The organism is Mycobacterium sp. NGS27 (assembly GCF_059813005.1).
The window spans coordinates 139461-165248 of sequence record NZ_JCALDT010000001.1 but is presented as its reverse complement, the minus strand read 5'-3'; the positions used below and the strand labels follow the sequence as shown (position 1 = coordinate 165248).

The window sequence follows — 25788 nt, the reverse complement described above, 5'->3', positions numbered from 1 at the left end:
TCCCCGTGCCTGAGTATCACCCCGGCTAGGCGAGCCGAGTTACCTCCACGATCACGTCGAGGTCGGTGGCGCCCTCCCCGGAGTAGATGCCCTTCAACGGGGAGACGTCGGCGTAGTCGCGGCCCGCGCCCACGCCCACGTACTGCTCGGTGATCTCGGTGGCGTTGGTGGGGTCATAGCTCCACCACGCGCCCGTCCACGCCTCGATCCAGGCGTGGCTTCGCCCGTCTACGGTGTCCCCGACCACGGCATCGCGTTTGGGATGCAGATAGCCCGATACGTAATGCGCAGGAATTCCCATGCTGCGCAACAACATCAGCGACAGGTGCACGAAGTCCTGGCAGACACCCTTGCCCGCCTTCAGCGCGTCCAGCCCGGACGAGTGCACGCTGGTGGTCCCCGGAAGGTATTCCAATTCGTTGCGTACCCAATCGGCTGCCGCCACAACGGCTTCGGCCGGCTTGTGGGTTTTGCTGATCTTCTTGCCAACCGACGCGACGCGCTTGCTGGCCGGGGCATGCTCGGTGGGGCGAAGCAGGTCGTCGTAGCGATCGATCACCGTCTCCGATTGCAGGTCGCTCCAGTCCACATCCGTCGAGAGTGGCTCGGCCCGCTCGGTTTCGACGACCGAGGACGACATCACCGTGAGATCGGTGTGCGGCGCGTGCAGGTCGAAAGCGGTGACCGCGGTGCCCCAGTAGTCGATGTAGCGGTAGGACCGCGTCGCGGGGATGGTTTCGACGCGGTTGAGGATCACGTTCTGCCGGGTGTTCGACCGCGGGGTCAGGCGAGCCTCGTTGTAAGAGGCGGTCACCGGCGACTGGTAGGCGTATCCGGTGGTGTGCACCACCCGCAGCCGCCACATCAGCCGTCCCCCTTCCTGCTGACCAGCCGGGCGCGCTGCCCCGCATCCGACCACGCCACCCAGGGCGTGACGTGAAAGTACTGCAGCGCCAACGCCTCGCCGACGTCACGGCAGGTCCGCTGCAGCCCGGCCAGCCGGCTTTCCAACGATTCCAGTAGCACGCCGGGCTGGACGAACTCCAACTCGCTGCGGGCCTGGCCGAGCAGCCGCTGCGCCTCGGCGGTGGCCCCGATCCGGCTCTGCCGGTTGTGGACCAGTTCGTCGAGATTGTGTTCGGCGAGCCGCAGCGAGTAGAACACCGAACGCGGAAACAGCCGGTCCAGCAACATGAATTCGACCACCCGGCCCGCGTCCAGCACACCGCGGTAGGTGCGCAGGTAGGTGTCGTGGGCGCCGGCCGAACGCAACAGCGTGACCCACGCCGGGGACGAGGCGCTGTCACCGACACGCGACAGCAGCAGCCGCACCGTCATGTCGACCCGTTCGATCGCCCGGCCCAGCACCATGAACCGGTAGCCGTCGTCGCGGGACAGCGTCGAGTCCGCCAGGCCGGCGAACATCGCAGCACGACGCTCGATGAACGACAAGAAGTCATGCGGCCCAAGGCGTTTGGCGGCCCGTTCCCGCTCTGGCAGGGCGTGATAGGTGGTGTTGAGACACTCCCAGATCTCGCTGGAGGTCACCTCGCGCGCCGATTTCGCGTTTTCTCGTGCCGAGGTGATGGCGTCGACGATCGAGCAGCCACCCTGGGCGTTGGTGCTGTAGGCCACCAGGTCGGTCAAGGACCACACGTCCAGGTGGTGATCCGGTGGGTCGATGCCGAGCACCCGCAGCAGCAGGCGCGATGCCTGGTCCGGGTCGACGCTGGAATCCTCGAGCAACTGGTGCAGCGCCACGTCCAGGATGCGGGCGGTGTCGTCGGCGCGCTCGACGTAACGGCCGATCCAGTACAGCGCCTCGGCGTTACGTGCCAGCATCGTGCACCGCCCTTTGTTGTTGCTGCTGCTCGAGCTGCTCGCGCTGGGGCAGTTCGGTGGGTTGCGCCTGCTGAGATGTCAGCCGTTGCGCTTCTTCCAACGGGTCGGGCATCGAGGCGGGCAGCGAACGCACCACCTCCGCCGCCTCGAGTTCGTGGTCGCCGGCCGCCGCCCGCGACGCCAACACCCACGTGTCCTTGGAGCCTCCGCCCTGGCTGGAGTTGACCACCCGCGACCCCTCGACCAGGGCCACCCTGCTCAGCCCGCCGGGCAGCACCCACACGTCGTTGCCGTCGTTGACCGCGAACGGTCGCAGATCGACGTAGCGGGGGGCCAGGGTGTTGCCGATCTGCGTCGGGACCGTCGACAGCTCCATCATCGGCTGCGCGATCCAGCTCCGGGGATCGTCGCGCACCTTCTTGGCGGCGGCGGCCAGCTCCTTCTCCGAGGCCTCCGGACCGAACACGATGCCATAGCCTCCGGATCCCTCCACCGGCTTGAGAACCAGCTCGTCGATGCGGTCCAGCACCTCTTCACGCTCGTCGTCGAGCCAGCAGCGCAACGTCTCGACGTTGGCCAGCAGGGGTTTTTCGCCCAGGTAGTACTCGATCATCGTGGGGACGTAGGTGTAGACGAGTTTGTCGTCCCCGACGCCGTTGCCGATCGCGCTGGAGATGGAGACGTTGCCGGCGCGGGCCGCGTTGACCAGGCCGGCCACGCCCAGCACCGAGTCGGCGCGGAACTGCAGCGGGTCCAGGAAGGCGTCGTCGATGCGCCGATAGATGACGTCGACCTGACGTTCGCCCTCGGTGGTGCGCATGTACACCTGGTTGTCGCGGCAGAACAGGTCGCGCCCTTCGACCAGCTCGACGCCCATCTGGCGGGCCAGCAGCGAATGCTCGAAATAGGCCGAGTTGTAGACGCCCGGGGTCAGCACCACCACGGTCGGATCCGCCTCGTTGGTGGCCGCGGAGTTGCGCAAAGCGCGCAGCAGGTGCGAGGCGTAGTCGTCGACCGCACGCACCCGGTGGGTGGCGAACAGGTTGGGAAAGACGCGCGCCATGGTGCGCCGGTTCTCCATCACGTAGGACACACCGGACGGCGAGCGCAGGTTGTCCTCGAGAACCCGCCAGACGCCCTTGTCATCGCGGATCAGGTCGATGCCGGCGACGTGGATGCGCACCCCGTTGGGTGGGACGATGCCCATCGCCTGGCGGTGGAAATGTTCACAAGAGGTGATCAGCCGGCGCGGGATGACACTGTCGTTCAGTATTTCCTGGTCGCCGTAGATGTCATCGAGGTACATCTCGAGCGCCTTGACCCGCTGGGTGATGCCGCGTTCCAGGCGCATCCAGTCGGCCGCCGAGATCACCCGCGGCACCAGGTCCAGCGGAAACGGCCGCTCCTGGCCCGATAGCGAGAAGGTGATCCCCTGGTCGAGGAAGGCGCGGGAGAGCGCCTCGGCGCGAGCCCTCAGCTCCGAGGCGTCCGACGGCGCGAGCTCGGCGTAGATACCCCGGTACGGGCCGCGGACGGCGCCCTGAGCATCGAACATCTCGTCGAACGCCATCTCGTAGGCGTCCGAAGACCCGTTGTACCCGCCGAAAATGCGTTCAGAACGGGCAGCGCGAAAACCCCGCTTGGTGTCGTCAAGCTGGTTCGTAAGACTCACTGTTCAGATGCTGCCTCAAGTCGACGTTCTGGCAGCCCACGTGTTCCCGTTTTGGGAGAAAACGTAACTCACTGATAACCTGGGCAATCGCTGTGGTGATATCCGGCGCCCCACAAAACGTCTAATCGAAGAAGGAACTCCAGCGTGGCCAACATCAAGTCGCAGCAGAAGCGCAACAAGACGAACGAGCGCGCTCGCCTGCGCAACAAGTCGGTGAAGTCGTCGCTGCGTACCGCTGTCCGCGCCTTCCGCGAGGCCGCCCACGCCGGCGACAAGGAGAAGGCCGCCGAGTTGCTGGTGTCGACCAACCGCAAGCTGGACAAGGCCGCCAGCAAGGGCGTCATCCACAAGAACCAGGCGGCGAACAAGAAGTCGGCGCTGGCGCAGGCCCTCAACAAAATCTGAGGCCTTACCGGCCAGCGACGCCCACCCTCTAGCGACCGCGCTGGGCGGCCAGCTCGGCAACCTGCCTTACCGCGGATTCCAGGGCGTAGTCGGCGTCCACCACCGCTCCCTTGACGTTCGCGTTGAGCGCCGCCACCACCTTCATCGCCGAGGCCACCGAGTCATTCGACCAACGCCGCGCCTGTTTCTGGGCCTTCTGCACCCGCCAAGGCGGCATCCCGAGCTGTGACGCGAGCCGGTAGGGATCACCTGACAGGGGGCCGACCCGGCCGATCGTGTGGATCGCCTCAGCAAGCGCATCGGCCAGCACCACCAGTGGCTCCCCCCGCATCATCGCCCACCGCAGCGCCTCGGCGGCTCCTTCGATGTCGCCGGTCACCGCCTTGTCCGCGATGTCGAAGCCCTTCACCTCGGCCCTGCCGCTGTGATAGCGGCGCACCGCAGCGGCGTCGACCAGCCCGCCGGTGTCGGCCACCAACTGGGAGCAGGCAGAAGCCAGCTCCCGCAGATCAGAACCGACCGAATCCAGCATCGCGGTCACCGTGTCCTCGTCGGCCTTGACCCGCAAACCGCGAAATTCCTTGCGGACGAAGTCGATCCGTTCGCTGAGTTTGGTGATCCGCGCGCACGCATGCACCTCGGCGCCCAGGGATTGCAGCTCGGTGGCCAGCGCCTTGGCTCGCCCGCCACCCGAGTGCACCACGACCAGCACCACGCCCGTCGGCATGTCACTCGCGGCCGAAACGATCACCGCCGCAGCGTCTTTGCCGGCTTCGCCGGCGGCCTCGAGCACGACGATGCGTTCGTCGGCGAACAATGACGGACTCAGCAGCTCGGCGAGCTCATACGTGCTGACATCGCCGGCGCGCATTCGGTTGACCGGAACGTCGTCGGTGCCGGCCCGTTTGCGCGCCGACCGCAAAACGTTAGCCACCGCCCGCTCGACCAGCAGTTCCTCGTCTCCCAGGACCAGGTGCAACGGCGAAACCTCGCTCACCCCACGATGGTGTCACGCCCCACCGACTGCGCCGCCCGGGGATCCAACGGCTCAGCAATCCGTGCTACCACAGCCCGGACAGCGCCCAGGCCAGCCCGGTCAGCGCCGCCACTGCCCCCACGACGCGGAAAGGCCGCCACCGCCACAACACCACCGCCAGCACCGTGACCCCGCCGACGATCATCGTGCCGGGCACACCCTGCGGCACCGGCAAGGTCGCGCCCGGCATGTTGGCAGCGCAGCGGGCGACTTGGTCCACCCACCACAACTCGGGACCGGTGAACCGGATCAGCAGCCGCGCGGCGCCCGGCCATATCCCGCACACCGCGGCCGCGGCGGTGCCTAACACCGTGATCGGCGCGATGACGGCGGCCACCACGAGGTTCGCGAGCGCGGCAACCACACTGAATCGGCCCGAGATCGCCGCCACCAGAGGCGCGGTCACCACCTGCGCGGCCCAGGCGACGGCCAGCGCATCGGCCAGCGGCTTGGGCCATCCCTTGCCGACCAGGCGCCGCGACCAGACCGGCGCGATGACGACCAGCGCGGCGGTGGCGACCACGGACAGCGCGAACCCCACGTCAACGGCCAGCGCGGGGGCAACGGCGAGCAGCACCAGCACCGTGGCGGCCAGGGCCGGAATGGCCTGGCGCCGGCGTGAAGACAACATGCCCGCCAGCGCGATGGCACTCATCACCGCCGCCCGCAACACACTCGCCGTGGGCTGCACGACGATGACGAAGGCCACCAGGGCCAGCGCGGCAAGCGCGACAGCCGCCCGCGGGCCGATCAACCGCGCCGAGAACAGCACCGCGCCACACACGATCATCACGTTCGCGCCCGACACGGCCATCAGGTGCGTCATGCCGGCCGCGCGAAAATCGCGGTTGATGTCGCCCGGCACCGCCGAGGTGTCGCCTAGCACCAGCGCGGGCAGCATCGCTGCCTGCTCGCCGGGCAGCGCGTCGCGGGCGGCGACGGCGAATCGGTCGCGCACCCCGTGCGCGGCCCGCTGCACGGCGCTTGCGGCGCCCATGGTCGGCCGCCCCGATGCGTTGAGCACCGCGACCGTCAAGTCGCGACGGGTCGGCCGGGTGATGCGCGCGGTGAACTGCACCGGCTGGCCTACCACCACGGCGGCGAAGTCCGAGGCGCGCGCGAAAACGACCACCCGGCCGGATGTTTCGGCGGTGCGCAAGCGCTGCAGGGTGGCGCGAAACATCAACCGGCTGCTGCCCAGCGACACCGTGCTCTCGGTGGGGGTGACCGTGACTTGGGCGCTGCTGCCGAAGGCCGCGGTGATCGGGTGGTGAACGACGGCGTCGGTGCGCAGCGCGATGGCGAAGCCGTACCCCGCCCCCACCACACCGACCGCCGCGAGGCCGGCGCTGATCGATCGCAGCCGCGCATTCCGGCCGGGCCGGTGCGCCGCACGCCACGCCAGCGCACCGGACGCGGCAATCCACCCGACGCAGCACCAGGCGAGCATCGGGCCGGCCTGCCACCAGACCCCGCCGGCGGTCACCACCCAACAGGTCAACGCGGCCGGCACCAGGCGCACATCGGCATGCTCGGAAGGCGATTCGCCCGGTCCGGGATGAACCACCGGGGTCAGACACGGACGAGGGCGCGCAGCTTCTCCAGCCGCGCCGGCCCGATGCCCTCGACTTCGGCGAGCTGGTCGACGCTGGTGAATTTGCCGTTGGATTGCCGCCACGCCACGATCGCGGCCGCGGTGACCGGTCCGACCCCGGGAAGATCGTCGAGTTGCTGAGCGGTCGCGGTGTTCAGGTCGACGGTCTGGCCGGGCTTCGGCTTGACCGACCCCGGCGCCGATGGCGGTGCCTTCGATGTGGGTGTCGTTCCGGTTGCCACCGAACTGCCCAGCGCCGTCGGCTGCCCGGGAACCGGGGCGAGACCCACCACGATCTGTTCGCCGTCACCGACCGGCCGGGCCATGTTCAATCCGATGGTGTCCGCGCCGTCCACGGCGCCGCCGGCGGCCGACAGCGCATCGGCGATGCGCGCGCCCGGTGCGAGGGTCACCAGACCCGGCGAGTGCACCAGGCCGACCACGCTGACCACCACCGGGCGGTCGGGACTCGGCGGCTGTGCGGCACCCGGGCCGGCCGATGACCTGGGGCCGGCCGTCGAGACCTTCTCCACCGGTGGCAGCTTGGCCGACATCACCGGCGCCGGGCGGTCGCGCAGCAATGTGAACACCGTGACCAGCACCGCCAGCGCCGCCACGATCGCCAACCCGATGGCGCCGGCCCGTCCGGGGTCGGCACGCACCCTGGCCACCCAGCCGCGGTCCTGCGACGCGTCGGGGAGCCACCGCGGCAACAGCGAATTCTGGTCGTCATCGCGAGCCTCCTCCGTCGAGGCCGAGGGCGCGTCGCCGGGCTCGACGGGCGCTTCGGTCTCCGGTTCAGCGTTGAGCCGTCGCTGTAGGCGCTCCGCCGGAAGTTCTGTTCGCATGGGCCGACGGTAGGTCCGCGCACCGCCCCGACGGCATCGCTCAGCGGCGCCACCGGGCCGATCTGTGGATTAACCCGAGGCTGTGCACAGAGTCCGCGAGGGATGGGTCAAGATGGAAGTCGAGCGAACGACCGGCATCGCCAGAAAGCAGCTCTGGGCGCTGCGTGGTCACACCTCACCCGAAACGACAGGAGGCTGCCGATGCAACTGGCGCTCACACCCGAGGAAGCCGCGTTCCGCGACGAGCTTCGCAACATCTACACCACCAAGATTCCCGAGGAGCTGCGCGAGCGGGTGCGCCAGGGGTCGGCGGCAGTGATCCACGAGGACATCGTCACCAGCCACAAGATCCTGCACGAGCACGGCTTGGCGGTACCGAACTGGCCAGTCGAGTGGGGCGGCAAGGACTGGACGCCGACCCAGCACCAGATCTGGGCCGACGAGATGCAGCTGGCGTGCGTGCCCGAGCCGCTGAACTTCAACACCAAAATGGTGGGCCCGGTGATCGCCGAATTCGGTTCGGAGGAGGTCAAACAACGCTTCCTGCCCCCGACGGCCAGCCTCGACATCTGGTGGTGCCAGGGCTTTTCGGAGCCCGAGGCCGGCTCGGACCTGGCGTCCCTGCGTACCACCGCGGTCCGCGACGGCGACAACTACGTCGTCAACGGCCAGAAGACCTGGACCACGCTCGGCCAATACGCGGACTGGATCTTCTGCCTGGTCCGCACCGATCCGCAGGCGCCCAAGCGGCAGGCCGGCATTTCGTTCCTGCTGTTCGACATGGATACGCCGGGCATCACCCTGCGGCCCATCAAGACGATCGACGGCGGACAAGAGATCAACGAGGTCTTCTTCGAAGACGTCCGGGTGCCCGCCAATCAGCTTGTCGGAGAAGAGAACCAGGGCTGGACGTACGCCAAGTTCCTGCTGGGCAACGAGCGCACCGGCATCGCCGGCGTGGGGCGGACCAAGGTGCGCCTCGCCGAGGTGAAGAAGCACGCCACGGCTACCGGGGTGCTCGACGACCCGCTGTTCGCGGCGCGGCTGGCCGAGGCCGAAAACGAGCTGCTGGCACTGGAACTCACGCAGTCGCGAGTGGTCACGGACTCCGCGGACGGACAGCCCAACCCCGCCTCGTCGGTGCTCAAGCTGCGCGGCAGCCAACTTCAGCAGGTCGCCACCGAACTGCTCGTCGAGGTGGCCGGACCGGATGCGCTGCCGGCCGACGGCGAAGACATTTCGTCGCCGCCCTGGGCGCAACACAGTGCGCCGCACTACCTCAACTATCGCAAGACGTCGATCTACGGCGGTAGCAGCGAGGTGCAGCGCAACATCATCGCGTCGACGATTCTGGGATTGTGAGGCAGCCATGGACTTTCAGTTGAGCGACGAGCAAGCCCTGCTCCGCGACACCACCCGCGACCTGTTGTCGCGCACCTATGACCCGGAAAGCCGCAACAAGATCATCGGCTCCGATCTCGGCTGGAGCCGCGAGGTGTGGAATCAGCTCGCCGACACCGGCATTCTGGGTCTCGGCTTCGAGCCCGAGGAGTCCGGCCAGATCGAGATCATGGTGGTGCTTCACGAAATCGGGCGCCGACTGGCCCCCGAACCGGTGCTGCATGCCGCGCTGGGGCCCGGTGCGCTGATCGCCGAGCTGGGCAGCGCTGAGCAGAAGCAACTGCTCGAGGAGGTCGCTGGCGGACAGCGGCTGCTGGCGTCCGCCCACCTCGAGCCGGGCCAGCGCAAGCCGTCCGCCGAGGTGAGCACCAAGGCTGCGCAGCAAGGGGATTCGTGGACGCTGACCGGACGCAAGAACCCGGTGCTAGCCGGGGACTGCGCCGACACCTTGGTGGTCAGTGCCGGCCTGCCGAACGGCGGCACGGGGCTGTTCCTGGTCGATGCGGCATCGGTGACCAGGCACCCGTACCGGACGTTCGACGGACAGCGCGGCGCCCAGATCGACCTGGATTCCACCGCCGCCGAACCCCTCGGCGAAGCAGGCGACGCATCGGGTGCCATCCGCGACGCCGTCGTGCGCATCCAGTCGGCGCTGTGCGCCGAAGCGCTTGGGGCAATGGAGGAATCGCTGCGCCTGACCACCGATTACCTCAAGACCCGCAAGCAATTCGGCGTCACGCTCAACAAGTTCCAGGCGCTCACACAGCGCGCCGCGGACATGTACGTGTCGCTGGAGATGGCGCGCAGCATGACCCTGTACGCGGCCATGTCGATCGCCGACGGCAAGCTCGACCCGTTGATCGCCTCGCGGGCCAAACTGCAGATCGGTCGCTCGGGCCGGCACATCGCGCAGGAGTCGGTCCAGATGCATGGCGGCATCGGGGTGACGGCGGAATACCCGGTCAGCCACTACGCCGCCCGGCTCACCGCGATCGAAAACACCCTGGGCACCTCGGGCGAGCACCTGCACAACCTGATTGATCATGTCGGCGACTACGACTTGGCCCGTCTCTAAGGCATGGCCGAGCGCGCGGAATTAAGCCAGAGGGTCATCGAGTTCCTATCGGCCGGCACCCGCACCGGGATGCTGGGCTACGTCGCCGCCGACGGCCGGCCGCTGGTCGCGCCGGTGTGGTTCGTGGTCGACGTCGGGCAAGACGGCGCTGAACTGGCGTTCAACACCGGGCGCGACACGTCGAAAGGCCGTGCTCTGGCTCGGGATTCGCGAGTGGTGATCTGCGTTGACGACCCCCACCCGCCGTACTCGTTCGTCCAGGTTCAGGGCGTGGCCACGGTCAGCGAGGACGTGCAGGACGTGCTGGACATCGCCACCCGCACGGGGCGCCGCTACATGGGTGCCGACCGCGCCGAAGAATTCGGCCGTCGCAACGCCGTTCCAGGTGAATTAGTGGTGCGGGTGCGCCCGACCAAGGTCAACGCGGGATTCGACATCAGCAACTAGTTCGCCCCACGGCAAAGGAGCCGCGATGAGCAGCAAGGCAAGCACAGACCGTCCGCTGCGGGTGATCCAGTGGACGACGGGAAACATCGGGCGCCGTTCCCTGCACGCCATCATCGGGCGGCCTGACTTGGAACTGGCCGGGGTGTATGCGCATGGCGCCGACAAGGTTGGCGTCGACGCCGCCGATCTGGCGGGCTGGCCGGAGCCGACCGGGGTGCGGGCGACCAACGACATCGACGCGCTGCTGGCCCTGGGCGCCGACGCGTGTTGCTATAACCCGTTGTGGCCCAACATCGATGAGTTGGTGCGGCTGCTGGAATCGGGAGTCAACGTGTGCACCAGTGCCGCGTGGATCACCGGCGGCAAGCAGACGCCGCAGGACCGCAAACGCATCGAGGATGCCTGCCAGAAGGGCAATTCGACGATCTTCGGCAGCGGAGCGCACCCGGGCATGACGAATATGGTGGGCATGGTTTTGTCCGCCTCGTGCGAGCGCGTCGATGAGATCCGGATCACCGAGTCGGTCGACTGCTCGACCTACGAATCGGCGGAAACCCAGACGGCAATGGGTTTTTCGCAAGATCCCGATACTCCTGGGCTGGCCGAAAACGTGCGGCGGGAAAGCGAGGTCTTCGCGGAATCGGCCGCGATGATGGCCGACGCGATCGGCGCGAAGCTGGACAAGATGACCTTCGACGTCACCTTCACCGCGGCCACCGGTGACTCCGATCTGGGCTTCATGAAGATTCCCGCCGGAACGGTCGGCAGCGTCTACGGATACCACCGCGGCTGGGTCGGCGACCGCAACGTCGTCAGCGTCGGGTTCAACTGGACCATGGGCAGCCACGTCGTCCCGCCCAAGCCACTCGAGCACGGCCATGTCATTCAGGTCTTCGGGTTGCCCAACATGCGGACCGTGTTGCACTGCCTGCCGCCCAAGGATTGGACCGAGCCCGGGTTCATGGGACTGGGAATGATCTACACCGCCATGCCGGTCACCAATGCCGTCCCGGCGGTGGTGGCCGCCCCGGCCGGGATCGTGACGCTGGCGGATTTGCCTCCGGTCACCGGTCGGCTGGCCCCCTAGCGGCTATGCCGTTCGCCACAACAGGCGGCCCCGGGAGGAACGCTTGCGTGCACTAAGGTTAGTATCCCTAACCGAGCAAATGTTCCGTTGACAGTGGTGTCGTCGGCGACGGTTGGTGAGCTTTGCGGAAGGCGGTCAGGTGGTGACTAGTCCAGACTCAGATTCCCGCCCCGGCTTCTTGACCCGCGCGCTCAAACACGGGTGGATCCCGCTGGTGCTGGTGGTCGTTCTGGCGACCTCGGCGCTGATCGTGTCGCGGCTGCACAGGATCTTCGGTTCGGAAGATCTCAACGCGAACGCCGGCAAGGGAATCGACATCGTGCAGTTCAACCCGAAGGTCGTCGTTTACGAAATCTCCGGCTCCCCGGGTACGACCGCGAACATCAACTACTGGGACGAAAACGCCAACACGCATCAGGTCAACAACGCCCCGCTGCCGTGGTCGACCACGATCTCCACCACGCTGCCGTCGGTGAGCGCCAACATCATGGCGCAGAGCGACGGCAGCACGATCACCTGCAAGATCACCGTGGACGGCATCGTCCGCGACAACCAGAACTCCGATGGCCATAACGCCCAGACCTTCTGCCTGGTGAAGTCCGCATGAGCGAAGTGAACAGCAAGACCGAGCGCGACCTGAGCGCCGCCGACACCGGCCCGATCAAAACTGGACGCCTGTCCAAGGCCGAACGGGGCCACCGGCCTTACCTGCCCCACGCGATTCGCATCTTCGCGATACCGATCATTTTGGGCTGGGTGGCCGTCACCGTGTTGGTGAACGTCATCGTTCCCACCCTGGAGAAGGTCGGCGAGGCGCACTCGGCGCCGATGACACCGCTGGACGCGCCGTCGATGAAGGCGATGATGCGCCTGGGCCACAACTTCCACGAGTTCGACTCCAACAGCACCGTCATGATCGTCCTGGAGGGTCAGCACGCGCTGGGCCCGGACGCGCACCAGTACTACGACAAGCTGATCCGGCAACTCCGCCAGGACCCCAAGCACATTCAGCACATACAGGACTTCTGGGGCGACCGGCTCACCGCCGCCGGCGCGCAGAGCGCCGACGCCAAGAGCGCCTATGTGCAGGTGAACCTCGCCGGTAACCAGGGCACGACGCTGGCCAACGAGTCGGTGGACGCCGTTCGCAAGGTCATCGACGAGAATAAGGCGCCGCCCGGCGTCAAGGCCTACGTCACCGGTCCCGCGGCATTGTCCGACGACATGCACATCATCGGTAACGCCAGCCTGGCCAAGATCACGCTGTTCACCCTGGGCGCCATCGCGATCATGTTGCTGTTGGTCTACCGGTCGATCGTCACCACGCTCGTGCAGCTGTTCATGACCTTTGTCGCGCTGGCCTGTTCGCGCGGGGTCGTCGCGGTTCTCGCCTACCACAACGCATTCGGGCTCACCACCTTCGCCGCCAACATCCTCACCATGCTGGCGATCGCCGCGGGAACCGACTACGGAATCTTCCTCGTCGGCCGATACCAGGAGGCGTTGGCCGCGGGCGAGGACCGAGAAACCGCGTACTACACCACATTCAAGGGCGTCGCCCCGGTCGTCTTGGGATCGGGCCTGACGATTGCGGGCGCGACCTATTGCCTGAGTTTTTCGCGGTTGCCGTGGTTCAACACCATGGGCGCGCCCGTGGCGATCGGCATGCTGGTGGTCGTGCTGGCCGGCATCACGCTGGGCCCGGCGGTGGTCTTCGTCGGAAGTCGCTTCCACCTCTTCGAACGGCAGGCCAAGCGCGGTCGGCTGTGGCGTCGGGTCGGCACCGCCGTCGTGCGTTGGCCCGCACCGATTTTGGCGGTCAGCGCAGCGATCGTGCTGGTCGGCATGATCGCCCTGCCGAGCTTCCACACGAGCTACAACGACCGCCATTACCTGCCGCTGTCGGCCCCGTCCAACCAAGGACAGGAGGCCGCGAACCGGCATTTCTCCGAGGCACGGATGAACCCCGACCTGTTGATGGTCGAATCTGACCATGACATGCGTAACCCGGCGGACATGCTGGTGTTGGACCGGGTGGCCAAAAACGAGATGCGCACCCTCGGCATCGCCATGGTCCAGGACATCACGCGGCCACTGGGCATTCCGATCCAGCACAGCTCGATTCCGTTCCAGAACAGCGTCCAAAGCCAGACCACGATGCAGAACATGGGCTTCCTCAAGGAGCGCATGAACGACATCCTGAAGATGGCCGACGACCTGCAAACCCAGATCGACACCACGCAGCGCCAGTACGAGGTGTCGCTAGACCTGGCGGGCGCCGCCGACGACAGCGCGAAGACCACGGCGGTGACGTCGCAGATCACCGACACCCTGCGCGACCACATCGCGGATTTCGACGACACCTTCCGGCCGGTGCGCACGTACTTCTACTGGGAGAAGCACTGCTACGACATTCCGTTGTGCATCGGGCTGCGGTCCCTCTTCGACACGTTCGACGGGTTCGACCAGCTCGCCGAGCAGTTCCACTACCTCACCACCGATATCGCGCACACCGCCAAGGCCACACACGACCTGAATGCACTGTTTCCCATACTGATCAACACGCTGAAGAACACCAGGGGCATCACGCTGACGCTCTACCAGACGTTCCAGGCGATGATCAACCAGATGGAGGCGATGAGCAACACCGCCATCGTGATGGGGCAAAGCTTCGACAACTCCAAGAACGACGACTTCTTCTACCTGCCGCCAGAAGCGTTTGACAACCCGGACTTCCAGACGGGTCTTCGCATGTTCCTGTCGCCGGACGGCAAGTCGGCGCGGTTCTTCATCACCCATCAGGGCGACCCGATGTCTCCGGAAGGCATCGCGCGGGTCGACGCCGAACGCACCGCGGCGCAGGAGGGGTTGAAGCAGTCCTCGCTGTCGGATGCCAGGGTCTATCTCGGCGGCACCGCCGCAACCTTCAAGGACATGGCCGACGGCGAGAAGTACGACCTGATGATCGCGGTGGTGTCGGCCCTGACCCTGATCTTCATGATCATGCTGCTGCTGACTCGAAGTGTGGTGGCCGCGCTGGTGATCGTCGGCACGGCGGCCAGCTCGATCGCAGCGTCGTTCGGTCTGTCCGTGTTGATTTGGCAGGACTTGTTCGGCATCCGGATCCACTGGATCGTGATGGCGCTGTCGGTCATCATCCTGCTGGCCGTCGGGTCGGACTACAACCTGCTACTGGTCTCCCGGTTCCGTGAAGAGATCCATCGCGGACTCAAGACGGGGATCATCCGATCGATGGCCGGCACGGGTGGTGTGGTGACGGCCGCGGGTCTGGTGTTCGCCTTCACCATGGCGTCGATGCTGGGCAGCGATCTGCGCGTGCTCGGTCAGTTCGGGTCGACCGTGTGCATCGGCCTGCTGCTCGACACGCTGATCGTGCGCACGTTGCTGATGCCCTCGATCGCCACTCTGCTCGGACGGTGGTTCTGGTGGCCGCAAGTCGTGCACCCGCGGGGTGACAACGCGCGACGGCCGGTGAGCGCCTAATCCGCTGGGAGGCTTAGGCTCACCGCGACGGCGCCCGCGCCGACATGCAACGCGAGCACCGGCCCCAGTTCGGTGATGATGGCCGGCTCGCACGCCGGCAGCCGTTCGCCCAGCGTCGTCGCCACCTCTCGTGCGCCGTCCGGGTTGTTGACATGGTGCACCGCCAGCGCGGCGGCATGCTGCCCGACGACTTGACAGACGCGGTCGATCATCGTCTCCGTCGCATGGCTCACCGTGCGGACCCGTTGGGCCAGAACGAGTTTGCCGTCATCGATCCGCAACAGGGGCTTGAGCGCAAGCGCGGTGCCCAGCCAGGCCTTCGCCCCGCCGATGCGTCCGCTGCGGCGCAGGTTGTCCAGCCGGTGCACGACGATGAACGCATGTCCGCGGTCCACGGCCGCGCGCGCCGCGGCCGCGACGGTCTCGACGTCGCCACCGTCGGCCGCGGCCCGCGCCGCGGCCAAAGCGACGAAACCGGTGCCCATCGCGGCTGACTTGGAGTCGACGACGCACACGTTCGGATCGAGATCGGCGGCCGTGCGTTCGGCGGCCCGGCAGGTGCCCGACAGCGCAGCGGAAATGTGGACGGCCACCACCCCGTCCGCGCCGCTGTCGGCCAGTGCCTGCTGGTACACGTCGGCCAGTTCGGCCGGAGTGGCGGCCGCGGTCGTGGCCGCCAGCTTGTAGATGTCGTCGGGAACGTCGTCGACACCATCGCGCAGGTCATTGCCGTCGAGCAGGATGTGCAGCGGAACGACGCGTATCCCCCACTTCTCGAGCAGCTCGGCCGGCACGCGCGCCGACGAGTCGGTCACCACCACGACAGCCACGAGCGCTACCCGCGAGGTTTCTCGTTGGGTACCCCGGCTTCGGCCAGCGCCTTGAGCATCAACTCCGCGACCGCCTGGTGAGCCTCGAAATTCCAGTGAATGCCGTCGGGGTTTCCCCGGCCACTCATAATCTGCTCGGCGACAGCGGCTTTGAGATCGACCAAGGGCACCTCGTGGTTTTGCGCCCATTCGGTGATGGCGGCCACCGTCCCCGCACGTCCGTGGTGGGCGCGGCCGTAGGTGTCGGCGATATGCACCGACGGCAGCGAGGCCACGATCGGGATACCGGGTCGGTTGAAATCGATTGCGCCACGGGTCTGTTCGAGATAATCAGCACTCAGGTGCGGAGGCAGCGCCGGCCTGGCGATCGGCGAGAGCCTGGGTTGCAGCCAGCCATAGCCGTCACGTACCCAGCGCCGCAGCCAGGGTGGCCGCACGTACCGGATCAGCTCGCGCAGCGCGGTGGGCAGCACCGACGGCAGCGAATCCATGCCGCCGGTGGCGAAGATGACCGCGCCGGCCCGCGGAAGCGCCGCCCAGGCCCGCGGGTCCTGGGTCGCGGCCCACCAGATGTCGCGGCACGTCCAACCGATGCGTCCAATCAACTCGACATCCCAACCAAGTTGTGCCGCAACAATGTTCGGCCAAATGCGGGGATCGTCTGCGGGAAGGCCCCCGGTGGGCCCGTAATAGGCCAACGAGTCGGCGAAAATCAGCAGTGTGGGCTTCGGCCGCTGCTCAGAGGACATCGTTGGACACCTGCGCCGAAGCGTTCCACACATCGAGACGCCAACGTATGCTGTCGAATTCGTCGGCGGGATCGTCGTTGTGCCCGGAAAGTTGCACCCAGCTGGCATTGCCCATGCCGCCCAGAATCGGCCAGTTGGCGACCGGAAGCTTCAGCAGCGCGGCCGACAGCGCGGCGATCAGACCGCCGTGGGCCACCAGCACCACCGGGCGATCCGGCCCGTCGGGATCACCCCATTCCCGCTCGCCGGCAACCAGTTCGGCGACCAACGGCACGCTGCGCGCCGCGACGTCGACCCTGCTCTCGCCGCCGTGCGGCGCCCAGGTGGCGTCTTCGCGCCAGGCCAGCCGCGCACCGGGGGCCTGCGCGTCGACCTCGGTGTGGGTCATCCCCTGCCAGTCGCCGAGATGGGTTTCTCGCAACCGCTGGTCCACCCGGATCGGCACGCCGGTCACCTCACCCAGCCTGAGCGCGGTGTCATAGGCGCGATGCAGATCCGACGATGCGATCAGCAACGGCTGCAGCTTGCCCAGCACCTCGGCGGCCGCAACGGCCTGCGCCCGCCCGAGTTCACTGAGTTCGGAATCCAGCTGGCCCTGCATCCGGCTGCCGGCGTTGAACTCGGTTTGCCCGTGCCGCAACATGATCAGACGACGTATCCTCATTGCGCGCCCGGCTCTTCGGAGTCGTCACGGCCCTCGTCCAGGTCTACCGGCACCACCGGGCAGTCGCTCCACAACCGGTCCAGGGCATAGAAGTCCCGGTCTTCCTGGTGCTGGATGTGTACGACGATGTCGCGATAGTCCAGCAGCGTCCAGCGGCCTTCCCGGGTGCCCTCGCGACGGGCCGGCTTGTAACCGGCCTTGCGCATCTTCTCCTCGACCTCGTCGACGATGGCGTTGACCTGCCGCTCGTTGGACGCCGAGGCGATCACGAAGCAGTCCGTGATGGCGAGCTGGGCGGAGACGTCGATGACGACGACGTCGTCGGCCAGCTTCGCGGCGGCGGCGCCGGCGGCGACCGTCGCCATGTCGATGGCCTCGTCGGTGGCGCTCATGGGTGTTCCCCTGTGTGCAGGCGACTTTCGTTCACGACCACCGGCGGCCCGTCGTCGTCGCGGTAGAGCCGGCGTTTGGAGACGTACTGCACGACGCCGTCGGGCATCAGGTACCACAGCGGCCGCCGCTGGGCGGCGCGGCGACGGCAATCGGTCGAAGAGATGGCCAGCGCCGGGATCTCGACCAGGGTCAGCGCATGGTCCGGCAGCTCGCCCAGCACCCCGGTGATGTGTTCGCGCCGCAGCTCGTAGCCGGGCCGGCTGACCCCGACGAAGCGCGCCAGCTCGAACGCCGTCTCCCAGCCCTGCCACGACAGGATCGAGGCCAGCGCGTCCGCCCCCGTGATGAAGTACAGCTCGGAGTCCGGGTTGAGGGCGTGCAGATCGCGCAGAGTGTCCTTGGTGTAGGTGGGCCCGGCGCGGTCGATGTCGACCCGGCTGACCGAGAAGCGGGGATTGGACGCCGTGGCGATCACCGTCATCAGGTAGCGGTCCTCGGCAGCAGAAACGTGCCGCTCCTTCTGCCACGGCTGCCCGCCGGGCACGAACACCACTTGGTCGAGGTCGAACAGGTCGGCGACCTCACTCGCGGCAACCAGGTGGCCGTAATGGATGGGGTCGAACGTCCCACCCATCACCCCTAGCCTGCGAAGCTGCTTTTGCACGATTTGCCAGCTTACTTGAGCCGGCGTTACGGCCGGATTTCCCAGGCGTTGGTCACATGCGCCACACCAGCCTCGGGCGTGAGCGCAACGCCCGCTGCGTGCGTCACGCTGGTGTGACGCTCTGCTCTCGCGGTCACGCTGGCGTGACGCTGGGCAACGCGAAGGGGCTCCGGGAGCGGATAACGACGGGACGCCCGCGCCTACACCGGCAGCAGCTGGTCGATCACCGCGGCCAGCTGCTTGGCCGACCTGCACTCGTGCATCGGGATGACGTCTTGATAGCGCGGCACCGCCGAGTCGCCGCTGCCCCAGAGGTGCTTGGGCTCGGGGTTCAGCCAATGGGCATGCCTGCTGGCGGTCACCATGTGCGACAGCAGCTCGGTCTCCGGGTTGCGGTAATTGGTGCGGCCGTCCCCGAGCACCAGCAGCGAGGTACGCGGTGACAGCACATTGGGGAACGCCTGAATGAACGACGCGAACGCGTTGCCGTAATCGGAATGGCCGTCGCGACTGTAAACGCCCGACTCCCGGGTGATCCGCTGAATGGCCACGGCCAAGTCGGCTTCCGGGCCGAACATGTGGGTCACCTCGTCGGTGGTGTCGATGAAGGCGAACACGCGAACACGCGAGAATTGTTGGCGCAGAGCATGTACCAGGAGCAGGGTGAAGTGGCTGAACCCGGCGACCGAGCCGGACACGTCGCACAGCACCACCAGCTCCGGGCGTGCCGGACGCGGCTTGGCCAGCACCACGTCGATCGGAACCCCGCCGGTGGACATCGACTTGCGCAACGTCTTGCGCATATCGATCGACCCGGCCCGGGCGCGCCGTCGGCGGGCCGCCAGCCGGGTCGCCAGAGTTCGGGCCAGCGGAGCGACCACCCGGCGCATCTGGCGCAGCTGCTCACCGGAAGCGCGCAGGAATTCCACGTTCTCGGAAAGCTGTGGAATGCCGTACATCTGGACGTGATCGCGACCCAACTGCTCCGCCGTGCGCCGTTTGGTCTCGGAATCGACCATCTTGCGCAATTGGGTGATGCGCTGCGCGGCAAGCGCTTTGGCGATCTCCTCCTGGCTGCGAGTGGGCTCGTCGCCGTACGAGGCGAGCAGCCCCGCCAGCAGCTTGCCCTCGAGCTCGTCCAGCGCCATCGCCTTGAGCGCCTGATACGACGAGAACGACGGGCCGCGACTGGAGCTGTATTTGCCGTAGGCCTCAACGATCCGGGCGATCATCGCGACCAGGCGCTCGTCCATGTCGGCGAGATCGGGGTTCTCGGTCAGCAGGTCCACCAGCATTTGGCGCATCGCCTCGACATCGTCGGGCGGCAGCGCGTTGTCGTCGGGCGATTCGTTGGCCTCGTCGTCGGTGACCACCGCGCGTGCGCCCAGCGCCGCCGGGAACCACAGGTCGAACATGGCGTCATAGGTCTCGCGGTGATCGGACCGCCGCAACACCGCGCACGCCAAGCCCTCCCGCAGCACCTTCCGGTCACCCAGGCCGAGCGTCGCCATCACCCGGCCCGCATCCACTGTCTCCGACGGCCCGACCGAAATCCCGGCCCCGCGAAGCGCTTCCACGAATCCCACCAAGTGACCGGGCAGCCCGTGCGGGGCGAGCGGCCGGGAGGGGCGGGTGCGGCGGGTGGCCATCAGTCGTCCTAGTTCAGCCGCAGCTCGCCGGTCGCGCGCTGCTGGTCGGATTGGTGTTTGAGCACCACCCCGAGCGTGGCCGCGACGACCGCGTCGTCAATGGTGTCCAGGCCCAGCGCGAGCAGCGTGCGGCCCCAGTCGATGGTTTCGGCGATGGACGGAACTTTCTTGAGTTGCATTCCGCGCAGCACGCCGATGATGCGAACGAGCTCCTCGGCCAGATGCGCGGGCAGCTCGGGGACCCGGGACAACAGGATGCGGCGTTCCAGGTCGGGACTGGGAAAGTCGATGTGTAAGTACAGGCAGCGACGCTTGAGCGCCTCGGAGAGCTCGCGGGTGGCGTTGGAGGTCAACACCACCAGCGGCGTCCGCTCGGCGGTGATGGTGCCCAGTTCCGGAACGGTCACCGCGAAGTCGGACAGCACCTCCAGCAACAGGCCCTCGATCTCGATATCGGCCTTGTCCGTCTCGTCGATGAGCAGCACGGTCGGCTCGGTGCGCCGGATGGCGGTCAGCAACGGGCGCTGCAGCAGGAATTCCTCGCTGAAGACGTCGTCCTTGGTCTGATCCCAGTCCCCGGAACCGGCCTGGATGCGCAGGATCTGCTTGGCGTGGTTCCACTCGTAGAGCGCGCGAGCCTCGTCGACGCCCTCGTAGCACTGCAGGCGCACCAGTCCCGAGCCGGTGGCTTGCGCGACGGCGCGGGCGAGTTCGGTCTTGCCGACGCCGGCCGGACCTTCCACCAACAACGGCTTACCGAGCCGGTCGGCCAGGAACACGGCCGTCGCGGTCGCGGTGTCTGGCAGGTAGCCGGTCTCGGCCAGCCGCCGCGACACGTCGTCGATGTCGTCGAACAACGGCTTGGACCGGGCGGGCACACTCACAATCGGTTCTCCTAAGACGCTTTCGCCACGCGGGTATCAGGCCGGACGAGTTTGTCCGTCTCCCCACACAATCCATTTGGTCGAGGTCAATTCGGGCAGTCCCATCGGACCGCGGGCATGCAGTTTCTGGGTAGAGATGCCGATCTCGGCGCCGAAACCGAACTGTTCGCCGTCGGTGAACGCCGTGGACGCGTTCACCATCACCGCTGCCGCATCCACACCGTCCGTAAACTTTTGCGCCGCAGCCATATTGGTGGTCACGATGGCCTCGGTGTGCCCGGTGCCGTACTCGTTGATGTGAGCGATCGCCGCGTCGATGCCGTCGACCACCGCCACCGCGATGTCCATCGACAGGTACTCGCGACGCAAATCGTCCTCGTGCGCATCCTTCGCGAATCCACCGTGCACCGTCACGCCGGCGTCTTGCAGGACGGTCAACAGCCGGGGCAGCGCGTCTTCGGCGATCGCCACGTCGACGAGCAGCGTCTCCGCGGCGTTGCAGACACTCGGCCGACGGGTCTTGGAGTTCAACAGGATTCGCTCCGCCACATCCAAGTCGGCGCCTTCGTGCACATAGACGTGACAGTTGCCGACGCCGGTCTCGATGGCGGGCACGTGCGCGTCGCGGACCACCGCGTTGATCAGGCTAGCCCCGCCGCGTGGAATCACCACGTCGACCAGGCCGCGGGCTTGGATCAGATGCGTCACCGTGGAGCGGTCATCGGCCGAAAGCAGTTGCACCGCATCGGCGGGCAGGTCCTCGCTGACCAGCGAAGCCCGCAGCACCTGAACCAGAGCCTGGTTGGACCGCGTCGCCGACGAACTTCCGCGCAGCAGTACGGCGTTGCCGGACTTCAACGCCAAACCGAAGGCGTCGACGGTCACGTTGGGCCGGCCCTCGTAGATCATCCCGACGACGCCCAGCGGCACCCGCTGCTGACGCAACTGCAACCCGTTGGGCAGCGTGTAACCGCGCAACACCTCCCCGACCGGGTCGGGCAGCCCGGCGACCTGGCGCAGGCCGGCGGCGATTGCCTCAACGCGTTTGGAGTCCAACGCCAACCGGTCGAGCATCGCGGACGGCGTGCCGGCGGCCCGGGCGGCGTCGAGGTCGTCGGCATTGGCCGACAGGATGAGATCGCTGTGCGCGGCTATCGCGTCGGCCGCGGATCGCAGTGCCTGGTCCTTGGCAACCGTCGGCAACAATGCCAGGACACGTGAGGCAACGCGGGCGCGGCGTGCCGCGTTGTGCACCTCCTGGCGCAAGTCAGGAAGCGATGGTGCTTGCAGACTCATCAAACCAGGGTATCGGGCGGCAAAACCGCGGGTGAGGCGACCCGATCGCCACTACCCCAATGGTGGCGACCCGCATCGCCCGGCACCGCCGCGCTCGCGATCGCCACTAGCTCACCCGCTCACCGCGCCGCGCACTGCGCACCTTGCTGCGCCGCTCTTCGATGATGTTGCCGAAGCTCTGCAGCAACAAGGGCGCACGCGTCACGAGGTGCTCAACGTGTTCCCGATCGATCTCCAGAGCCGTGACCTCCTCGAGCGCGTACGCGCTGGCCAGGTTCGGTTGCCTGGTCAGCGCGGTCAGCCCCAGGAACGACCCTTCGACCAGCGTGCTGATCGGCACCAGCGAGCCGTCGTCGGCGGTCGCGGTCAACTGCACGCGCCCGGAGACCAGGAACGTCATGGTCGTGGGGACCTGGCCGGCGTACTCCACCACCTCGTCGGCGCCGTAGCGGACGATCCTCGCGGCAGACCGCAGCGATCGCTGCTCCTCGGCGCCGATCCGCAACGCCGGCGCCACGACCGTGTGCAACGCATGCTCTACACGTTCGGCGGTGGAGAAGTCGTCGTCGGCGTCATCGAGGTGCAGGCCTTCCCGCCGCGTCGCATACCAGGCCCAGCGCAGGAAGGTGGCCTTGGCGGCGCCGTCGTCCGCTGGTGAGGTCAAACCGATGGTGGTGCGGTACTCGGTCGCGCCTACCGGGACAGTCCGCGGCACGCTGCCCGCCTTGAGCTGGGGTAACCGCCCGGCGATGCGGGACAGCAGCGCACACACCTGGTCCGGCGGGTCGGCACTGGAGAACGTGGTCGTCACCGACAGCTTGTGCGCGCCGGGAGGGCGAGAAAGGTTCGTGAACGCGTTGCTGGCCAGCACCGAGTTCGGCGTGACCCGAATGCCGCTGCCGGTGTCGATGTGCACGGCGCGCCAGTTCACCTCGACCACGCGGCCGCGGACCGCGCCCGTGTCCAGCCATTCATCGATGCGGAACGGCTGCTCGAACAACATGAACAGGCCCGACACGATCTGGCCGACAGAGTTCTGCAGCATCAGACCGATGACGACCGACGTGACGCCCAGCGCGGTGAAAATACCGCCGATGCGCACACCCCAGATGTAGGACGACATCACCGCCAGACCGACACCGATGACGGCCAACCGGGCGCAGTCCAGAAAGATGGCGGGCAGCCTTTTGCGCCAGCTGTTTTCGGGTGCGCCCTCGAACATCGCCGCGTTGAAACCGGACAGCACGAGCACCAGCACCAGCAGGCCGAAAACCGTGGTGAGGACACGCACCGGAACGTCGCCGGCCGGAATCTGCGAGGCCTGAACCAGCAACAGCAACAGCGCACCGAGCGGCAGCACATAGTTGCGCAGCAGGCCGACCTGCCGGGCCAGCGGGCTGTTCCTGCGCAGCAGCGCGTCGTGCAGCTCGGTGAGCGCGATCAACCCGAGGGGCAGCCCGACCGCGATGCCGATCGCCCAGTAGAACCACGTCGAGTTGAACAGGTTCATCAGCGCTCCTGCAACCGGTAGATGGCCTGATCGGCGCCCCCGACGGAGATGGTGCCGGCGGGCGTGAAGTGCCGGACGTCCCGCATCGCCTCGTACACCTGCGAGCTGACATAGACGCCGGGCTGCGGTGCGCCGCTGTGCATTTGATAGGCCAAGCTGACCGCTCCGCCCCACATGTCGTAGACCAGGCTGGAGCGGCCGACCAGCCCACTCACCGCGTTGCCGGTGTTGACACCTACCCGCAGGCCCAGCTGGTGCGCCGATTGGGTGTTGAATCGGTCGATGATGCGGCCGATTTCGAGCGCGAAGTCGACGGCGCGATGCATGCTGTCCAGCCTGGGGGTGACCACCCCGCAACTAGCCAGATAGCCGTTGTGGAACGTGCGAATCCGTTCGACGCCAAGGGCTTCGGCGGCCGAATCGAATTGCCGGAAGAGGTCGTCGACGGTGGCGACCAACTCGTCTTCGGGCAGGTCGCTCGAGATCTCGTCCAGGCCGACGATGTCGGCATAGATGATGGCGACATCCTGGTGTTTTTGGGCGATGGTCTCCTCGCCATCACGATAGCGTCGCAACACCGATTCGGGCATCAACGCCAGCAGCACGCGGTCGTTTTCCCGGCGCTGCTCGTTGAGCAGCTCTTCCTTGATTGCCAGACTGCGGCTCATCTCGTTGAAGGCCGCTGTCAGATCACCGATTTCGTCGCGTCGTTTCACCGGGATGTTGATCTCGTAGTCCCCGGAGCTGATCTTGCGGGTGCCCTCTTCGAGGCGCCGGACCGGTCGCACCGCGGCCTGCGCTACCAACATCGAGGCCACACAGATGGCGAAGATCATCGCCGCGACGGCGATCACCATCTTCTTGCTGAACCGGCCGAGGCGAGCGAATGCGTCGGAGTTGTCACGCGTCGCGAGGATCGACCAGTGCAGGTCGGAGTTGGGGATGGCCAGCGGGGCATAGGCTTCCAGCTCCCTGTTGCCCATGTAGTCGGTCGCGCTGACCACGCCCGTCTCGCCGCGTTTGGCGGCGCGAAGACCGGCGGTATCGACCGGCTGCACCAGGGTGGTGGTGCCCAGCCGGATCGCGCGGTCGACCACGTCGGGGGGCGTGCCGGCGTCGATCGCCGAACGCCGGTAATCCTTCGGGTCCTCGATGAAATCCCTTGAATCGGACCGCATCAGATCATCGGGACCGGCCAGGTACGTTTCGGTCGCCGGTCCCATTCCGCCCGCGTCCCAGTGCTTGTCGGCGGTCATGATCTTGTTGATCTTCGCGACCGGCACCGGCAGCGCCATCACTCCCTCGAACCTGCCATTCATGCCGATCGGTGACACCACCCACGCCGTGGGCGTATCCAGTGCCGGCTGATACTGCTGGAAGTCGGTGATCCAGACGAAGTCGACGTCGTTGGAGGCCAAGGCCTTCTGGTATGCCTCCCGCAGCTTCGATTCGCGATACGGGCCGGTCAAAATGTTTGTTCCGAGGTCGGGACCCTTGCGCACGCTGTAGACGACATTGCCCTGCATGTCCAACAACAGCGCGTCGCGATAGTCGAACCGGTTGACGATGCCGCGCATGTAGAAGTCGAAGCGCGCGTTGGACGCCGACCAGGCGCTGCCGTCGCCGGCGTCCAGGACGGGCAACGCATCGGGGTTCGCCCGGGGCGGGGCGGTGTAATAGGCCTGAATGTACTTCTGCGCGTTGGAACTTGGCAGGACGGCCCTGATGTCGATGGTGTCCCCGGTGATCTGCTTGATCGGTTTGATCATGTCGTTGTCGTAGTAATCGACCAGCGACTGTTGTTGGGCGGGTGAGATCGGCGCATTGTTCAGTTGAGCGAAGTCCGCCGTGAGGGCCGTCGTCGCCTGGTTGATGCCGAACCCGCCACTCCAGATGATCAGCGAATTCGACACCTCACGAAACAGCGCTTGCACAGCTCGCTTCTGGGATTCGCGCATCTCGATCAGGCGTTCGGATTCGACCTGGCGCAGCGCGTTGCGCCCGGACGCCGCCCCAATGGCGCCGATCACCGCCACCCCCAGGATGCTCGACAGCAGCATGGTGATCAGAATTTTGGACTGGATGCCGAACCGGAATCGGGTCAGGGCGCTTCGGCGCGTGCGCTTTGCGGCCGGGTGAGCCGGCTCTGGATCGATATGGGGTTCAGCGTCTGTGAGCTCGCTCGTGGTCAATCGCCTACCCCTTTTCTTGGGTTTCAGCACCCCTAACGCAGCAGAA

The 25788-nt window shown here is 66.9% G+C and carries 23 protein-coding genes; 7 read left to right on the top strand and 16 right to left on the bottom strand.

Features of this window, described 5'->3' with window-relative positions; genetic code table 11:
- Window positions 1-25: 25 nt before the first annotated feature.
- The 3 genes from AC5Y30_RS00685 to AC5Y30_RS00675 are packed head-to-tail and all read right to left on the bottom strand — an operon-like array spanning window position 26 to window position 3514.
- Complete coding sequence (locus AC5Y30_RS00685; RefSeq protein ID WP_499915434.1) at window positions 26-865, bottom strand: transglutaminase family protein; 840 nt, start codon at window positions 863-865, stop codon at window positions 26-28.
- Window positions 865-1842, bottom strand: a complete 978-nt coding sequence (locus AC5Y30_RS00680) for an alpha-E domain-containing protein (RefSeq protein WP_499915432.1) — start codon at window positions 1840-1842, stop codon at window positions 865-867. The genes AC5Y30_RS00685 and AC5Y30_RS00680 overlap by 1 nt, the downstream gene beginning before the upstream one ends.
- Window positions 1829-3514: a circularly permuted type 2 ATP-grasp protein gene (locus tag AC5Y30_RS00675; protein ID WP_499915430.1), complete on the bottom strand. Its 1686-nt coding sequence runs from the start codon at window positions 3512-3514 to the stop codon at window positions 1829-1831. The genes AC5Y30_RS00680 and AC5Y30_RS00675 overlap by 14 nt, the downstream gene beginning before the upstream one ends.
- A gap of 144 nt (window positions 3515-3658) precedes the next feature.
- Here AC5Y30_RS00675 and rpsT point away from each other — a divergent pair, with 144 nt between their 5' ends.
- Window positions 3659-3919: a 30S ribosomal protein S20 gene (gene rpsT, locus AC5Y30_RS00670; RefSeq protein ID WP_007769864.1), complete on the top strand. Its 261-nt coding sequence runs from the start codon at window positions 3659-3661 to the stop codon at window positions 3917-3919.
- 28 nt (window positions 3920-3947) lie between these two features.
- On the opposite strand, the gene holA is transcribed toward rpsT, so the two are convergent.
- The 3 genes from holA to AC5Y30_RS00655 form a co-directional block, all read right to left on the bottom strand.
- On the bottom strand, window positions 3948-4916 hold the full coding sequence (gene holA, locus AC5Y30_RS00665) for a DNA polymerase III subunit delta (protein ID WP_499915427.1): 969 nt from the start codon (window positions 4914-4916) through the stop codon (window positions 3948-3950).
- A 64-nt stretch (window positions 4917-4980) separates the two neighbouring features.
- Entirely contained in the window at window positions 4981-6477 is a 1497-nt protein-coding gene (locus AC5Y30_RS00660; protein ID WP_499915425.1) for a ComEC/Rec2 family competence protein, read from the bottom strand.
- A 50-nt stretch (window positions 6478-6527) separates the two neighbouring features.
- Window positions 6528-7397: a ComEA family DNA-binding protein gene (locus tag AC5Y30_RS00655; RefSeq protein WP_499915423.1), complete on the bottom strand. Its 870-nt coding sequence runs from the start codon at window positions 7395-7397 to the stop codon at window positions 6528-6530.
- A 201-nt stretch (window positions 7398-7598) separates the two neighbouring features.
- Here AC5Y30_RS00655 and AC5Y30_RS00650 point away from each other — a divergent pair, with 201 nt between their 5' ends.
- The 6 genes from AC5Y30_RS00650 (at window position 7599) to AC5Y30_RS00625 (ending at window position 14911) form a co-directional block, all read left to right on the top strand.
- Complete coding sequence (locus tag AC5Y30_RS00650; RefSeq protein WP_499915421.1) at window positions 7599-8759, top strand: acyl-CoA dehydrogenase family protein; 1161 nt, start codon at window positions 7599-7601, stop codon at window positions 8757-8759.
- Between the two features lie 7 nt (window positions 8760-8766).
- Window positions 8767-9873, top strand: coding sequence for an acyl-CoA dehydrogenase family protein (locus tag AC5Y30_RS00645; RefSeq protein WP_499915419.1), 1107 nt, complete (start codon window positions 8767-8769; stop codon window positions 9871-9873).
- Window positions 9874-9876: 3 nt separating this feature from the next.
- Window positions 9877-10320 carry a PPOX class F420-dependent oxidoreductase gene (locus AC5Y30_RS00640; protein ID WP_499915417.1) on the top strand — a complete coding sequence of 148 codons (444 nt, stop codon included), beginning with the start codon at window positions 9877-9879 and terminating at the stop codon, window positions 10318-10320.
- Between the two features lie 25 nt (window positions 10321-10345).
- The gene (locus AC5Y30_RS00635; protein WP_499915416.1) at window positions 10346-11407 is read left to right on the top strand and encodes an NAD(P)H-dependent amine dehydrogenase family protein; all 1062 of its coding nucleotides are present in this window, start codon (window positions 10346-10348) and stop codon (window positions 11405-11407) included.
- Between the two features lie 178 nt (window positions 11408-11585).
- Window positions 11586-12014 (top strand): MmpS family transport accessory protein, encoded by a 429-nt coding sequence (locus AC5Y30_RS00630; RefSeq protein ID WP_499916691.1) that lies wholly within the window; start codon window positions 11586-11588, stop codon window positions 12012-12014.
- Window positions 12011-14911: an MMPL/RND family transporter gene (locus AC5Y30_RS00625; RefSeq protein WP_499915414.1), complete on the top strand. Its 2901-nt coding sequence runs from the start codon at window positions 12011-12013 to the stop codon at window positions 14909-14911. Before AC5Y30_RS00630 ends, AC5Y30_RS00625 begins: the two co-directional genes overlap by 4 nt.
- On the opposite strand, the gene AC5Y30_RS00620 is transcribed toward AC5Y30_RS00625, so the two are convergent.
- The 10 genes from AC5Y30_RS00620 to AC5Y30_RS00575 form a co-directional block, all read right to left on the bottom strand.
- A complete protein-coding gene (locus AC5Y30_RS00620) occupies window positions 14908-15741 on the bottom strand; it encodes a DegV family protein (protein ID WP_499915413.1) in 834 nt (277 codons plus the stop codon). The two genes, AC5Y30_RS00625 and AC5Y30_RS00620, sit on opposite strands and share 4 nt — an antisense overlap.
- Before the next feature lie 5 nt (window positions 15742-15746).
- On the bottom strand, window positions 15747-16490 hold the full coding sequence (gene octT, locus AC5Y30_RS00615) for a diglucosylglycerate octanoyltransferase (RefSeq protein ID WP_499915411.1): 744 nt from the start codon (window positions 16488-16490) through the stop codon (window positions 15747-15749).
- Window positions 16480-17154: a glucosyl-3-phosphoglycerate phosphatase gene (gpgP, locus tag AC5Y30_RS00610; protein ID WP_499915409.1), complete on the bottom strand. Its 675-nt coding sequence runs from the start codon at window positions 17152-17154 to the stop codon at window positions 16480-16482. Before gpgP ends, octT begins: the two co-directional genes overlap by 11 nt.
- The gene (gene rsfS / locus AC5Y30_RS00605) at window positions 17151-17546 is read right to left on the bottom strand and encodes a ribosome silencing factor (RefSeq protein WP_499915407.1); all 396 of its coding nucleotides are present in this window, start codon (window positions 17544-17546) and stop codon (window positions 17151-17153) included. The genes gpgP and rsfS overlap by 4 nt, the downstream gene beginning before the upstream one ends.
- On the bottom strand, window positions 17543-18211 hold the full coding sequence (gene nadD / locus AC5Y30_RS00600) for a nicotinate-nucleotide adenylyltransferase (RefSeq protein ID WP_499915405.1): 669 nt from the start codon (window positions 18209-18211) through the stop codon (window positions 17543-17545). The genes rsfS and nadD overlap by 4 nt, the downstream gene beginning before the upstream one ends.
- A gap of 200 nt (window positions 18212-18411) precedes the next feature.
- Window positions 18412-19860 carry a vWA domain-containing protein gene (locus AC5Y30_RS00595; protein WP_499915403.1) on the bottom strand — a complete coding sequence of 483 codons (1449 nt, stop codon included), beginning with the start codon at window positions 19858-19860 and terminating at the stop codon, window positions 18412-18414.
- A gap of 8 nt (window positions 19861-19868) precedes the next feature.
- Window positions 19869-20744, bottom strand: coding sequence for an AAA family ATPase (locus tag AC5Y30_RS00590; protein ID WP_067129062.1), 876 nt, complete (start codon window positions 20742-20744; stop codon window positions 19869-19871).
- A gap of 36 nt (window positions 20745-20780) precedes the next feature.
- Window positions 20781-22040, bottom strand: a complete 1260-nt coding sequence (locus tag AC5Y30_RS00585) for a glutamate-5-semialdehyde dehydrogenase (RefSeq protein WP_499915400.1) — start codon at window positions 22038-22040, stop codon at window positions 20781-20783.
- Window positions 22041-22146: 106 nt separating this feature from the next.
- Entirely contained in the window at window positions 22147-23550 is a 1404-nt protein-coding gene (locus AC5Y30_RS00580) for a mechanosensitive ion channel domain-containing protein (protein ID WP_499915398.1), read from the bottom strand.
- Window positions 23550-25742: an adenylate/guanylate cyclase domain-containing protein gene (locus tag AC5Y30_RS00575; protein ID WP_499915396.1), complete on the bottom strand. Its 2193-nt coding sequence runs from the start codon at window positions 25740-25742 to the stop codon at window positions 23550-23552. Before AC5Y30_RS00575 ends, AC5Y30_RS00580 begins: the two co-directional genes overlap by 1 nt.
- Window positions 25743-25788 lie beyond the last annotated feature (46 nt).

Coding starts and splice junctions, on each gene's coding strand:
- AC5Y30_RS00685 (WP_499915434.1), bottom strand. CDS start 865: ATGTGGCGGCTGCGGGTGGTGCACACCACCGGATACGCCTACCAGTCG.
- AC5Y30_RS00680 (WP_499915432.1), bottom strand. CDS start 1,842: ATGCTGGCACGTAACGCCGAGGCGCTGTACTGGATCGGCCGTTACGTC.
- AC5Y30_RS00655 (WP_499915423.1), bottom strand. CDS start 7,397: ATGCGAACAGAACTTCCGGCGGAGCGCCTACAGCGACGGCTCAACGCT.
- AC5Y30_RS00650 (WP_499915421.1), top strand. CDS start 7,599: ATGCAACTGGCGCTCACACCCGAGGAAGCCGCGTTCCGCGACGAGCTT.
- AC5Y30_RS00645 (WP_499915419.1), top strand. CDS start 8,767: ATGGACTTTCAGTTGAGCGACGAGCAAGCCCTGCTCCGCGACACCACC.
- AC5Y30_RS00640 (WP_499915417.1), top strand. CDS start 9,877: ATGGCCGAGCGCGCGGAATTAAGCCAGAGGGTCATCGAGTTCCTATCG.
- AC5Y30_RS00635 (WP_499915416.1), top strand. CDS start 10,346: ATGAGCAGCAAGGCAAGCACAGACCGTCCGCTGCGGGTGATCCAGTGG.
- AC5Y30_RS00625 (WP_499915414.1), top strand. CDS start 12,011: ATGAGCGAAGTGAACAGCAAGACCGAGCGCGACCTGAGCGCCGCCGAC.
- octT (WP_499915411.1), bottom strand. CDS start 16,490: ATGTCCTCTGAGCAGCGGCCGAAGCCCACACTGCTGATTTTCGCCGAC.
- gpgP (WP_499915409.1), bottom strand. CDS start 17,154: ATGAGGATACGTCGTCTGATCATGTTGCGGCACGGGCAAACCGAGTTC.
- rsfS (WP_499915407.1), bottom strand. CDS start 17,546: ATGAGCGCCACCGACGAGGCCATCGACATGGCGACGGTCGCCGCCGGC.
- AC5Y30_RS00595 (WP_499915403.1), bottom strand. CDS start 19,860: ATGGCCACCCGCCGCACCCGCCCCTCCCGGCCGCTCGCCCCGCACGGG.
- AC5Y30_RS00585 (WP_499915400.1), bottom strand. CDS start 22,040: ATGAGTCTGCAAGCACCATCGCTTCCTGACTTGCGCCAGGAGGTGCAC.
- AC5Y30_RS00580 (WP_499915398.1), bottom strand. CDS start 23,550: ATGAACCTGTTCAACTCGACGTGGTTCTACTGGGCGATCGGCATCGCG.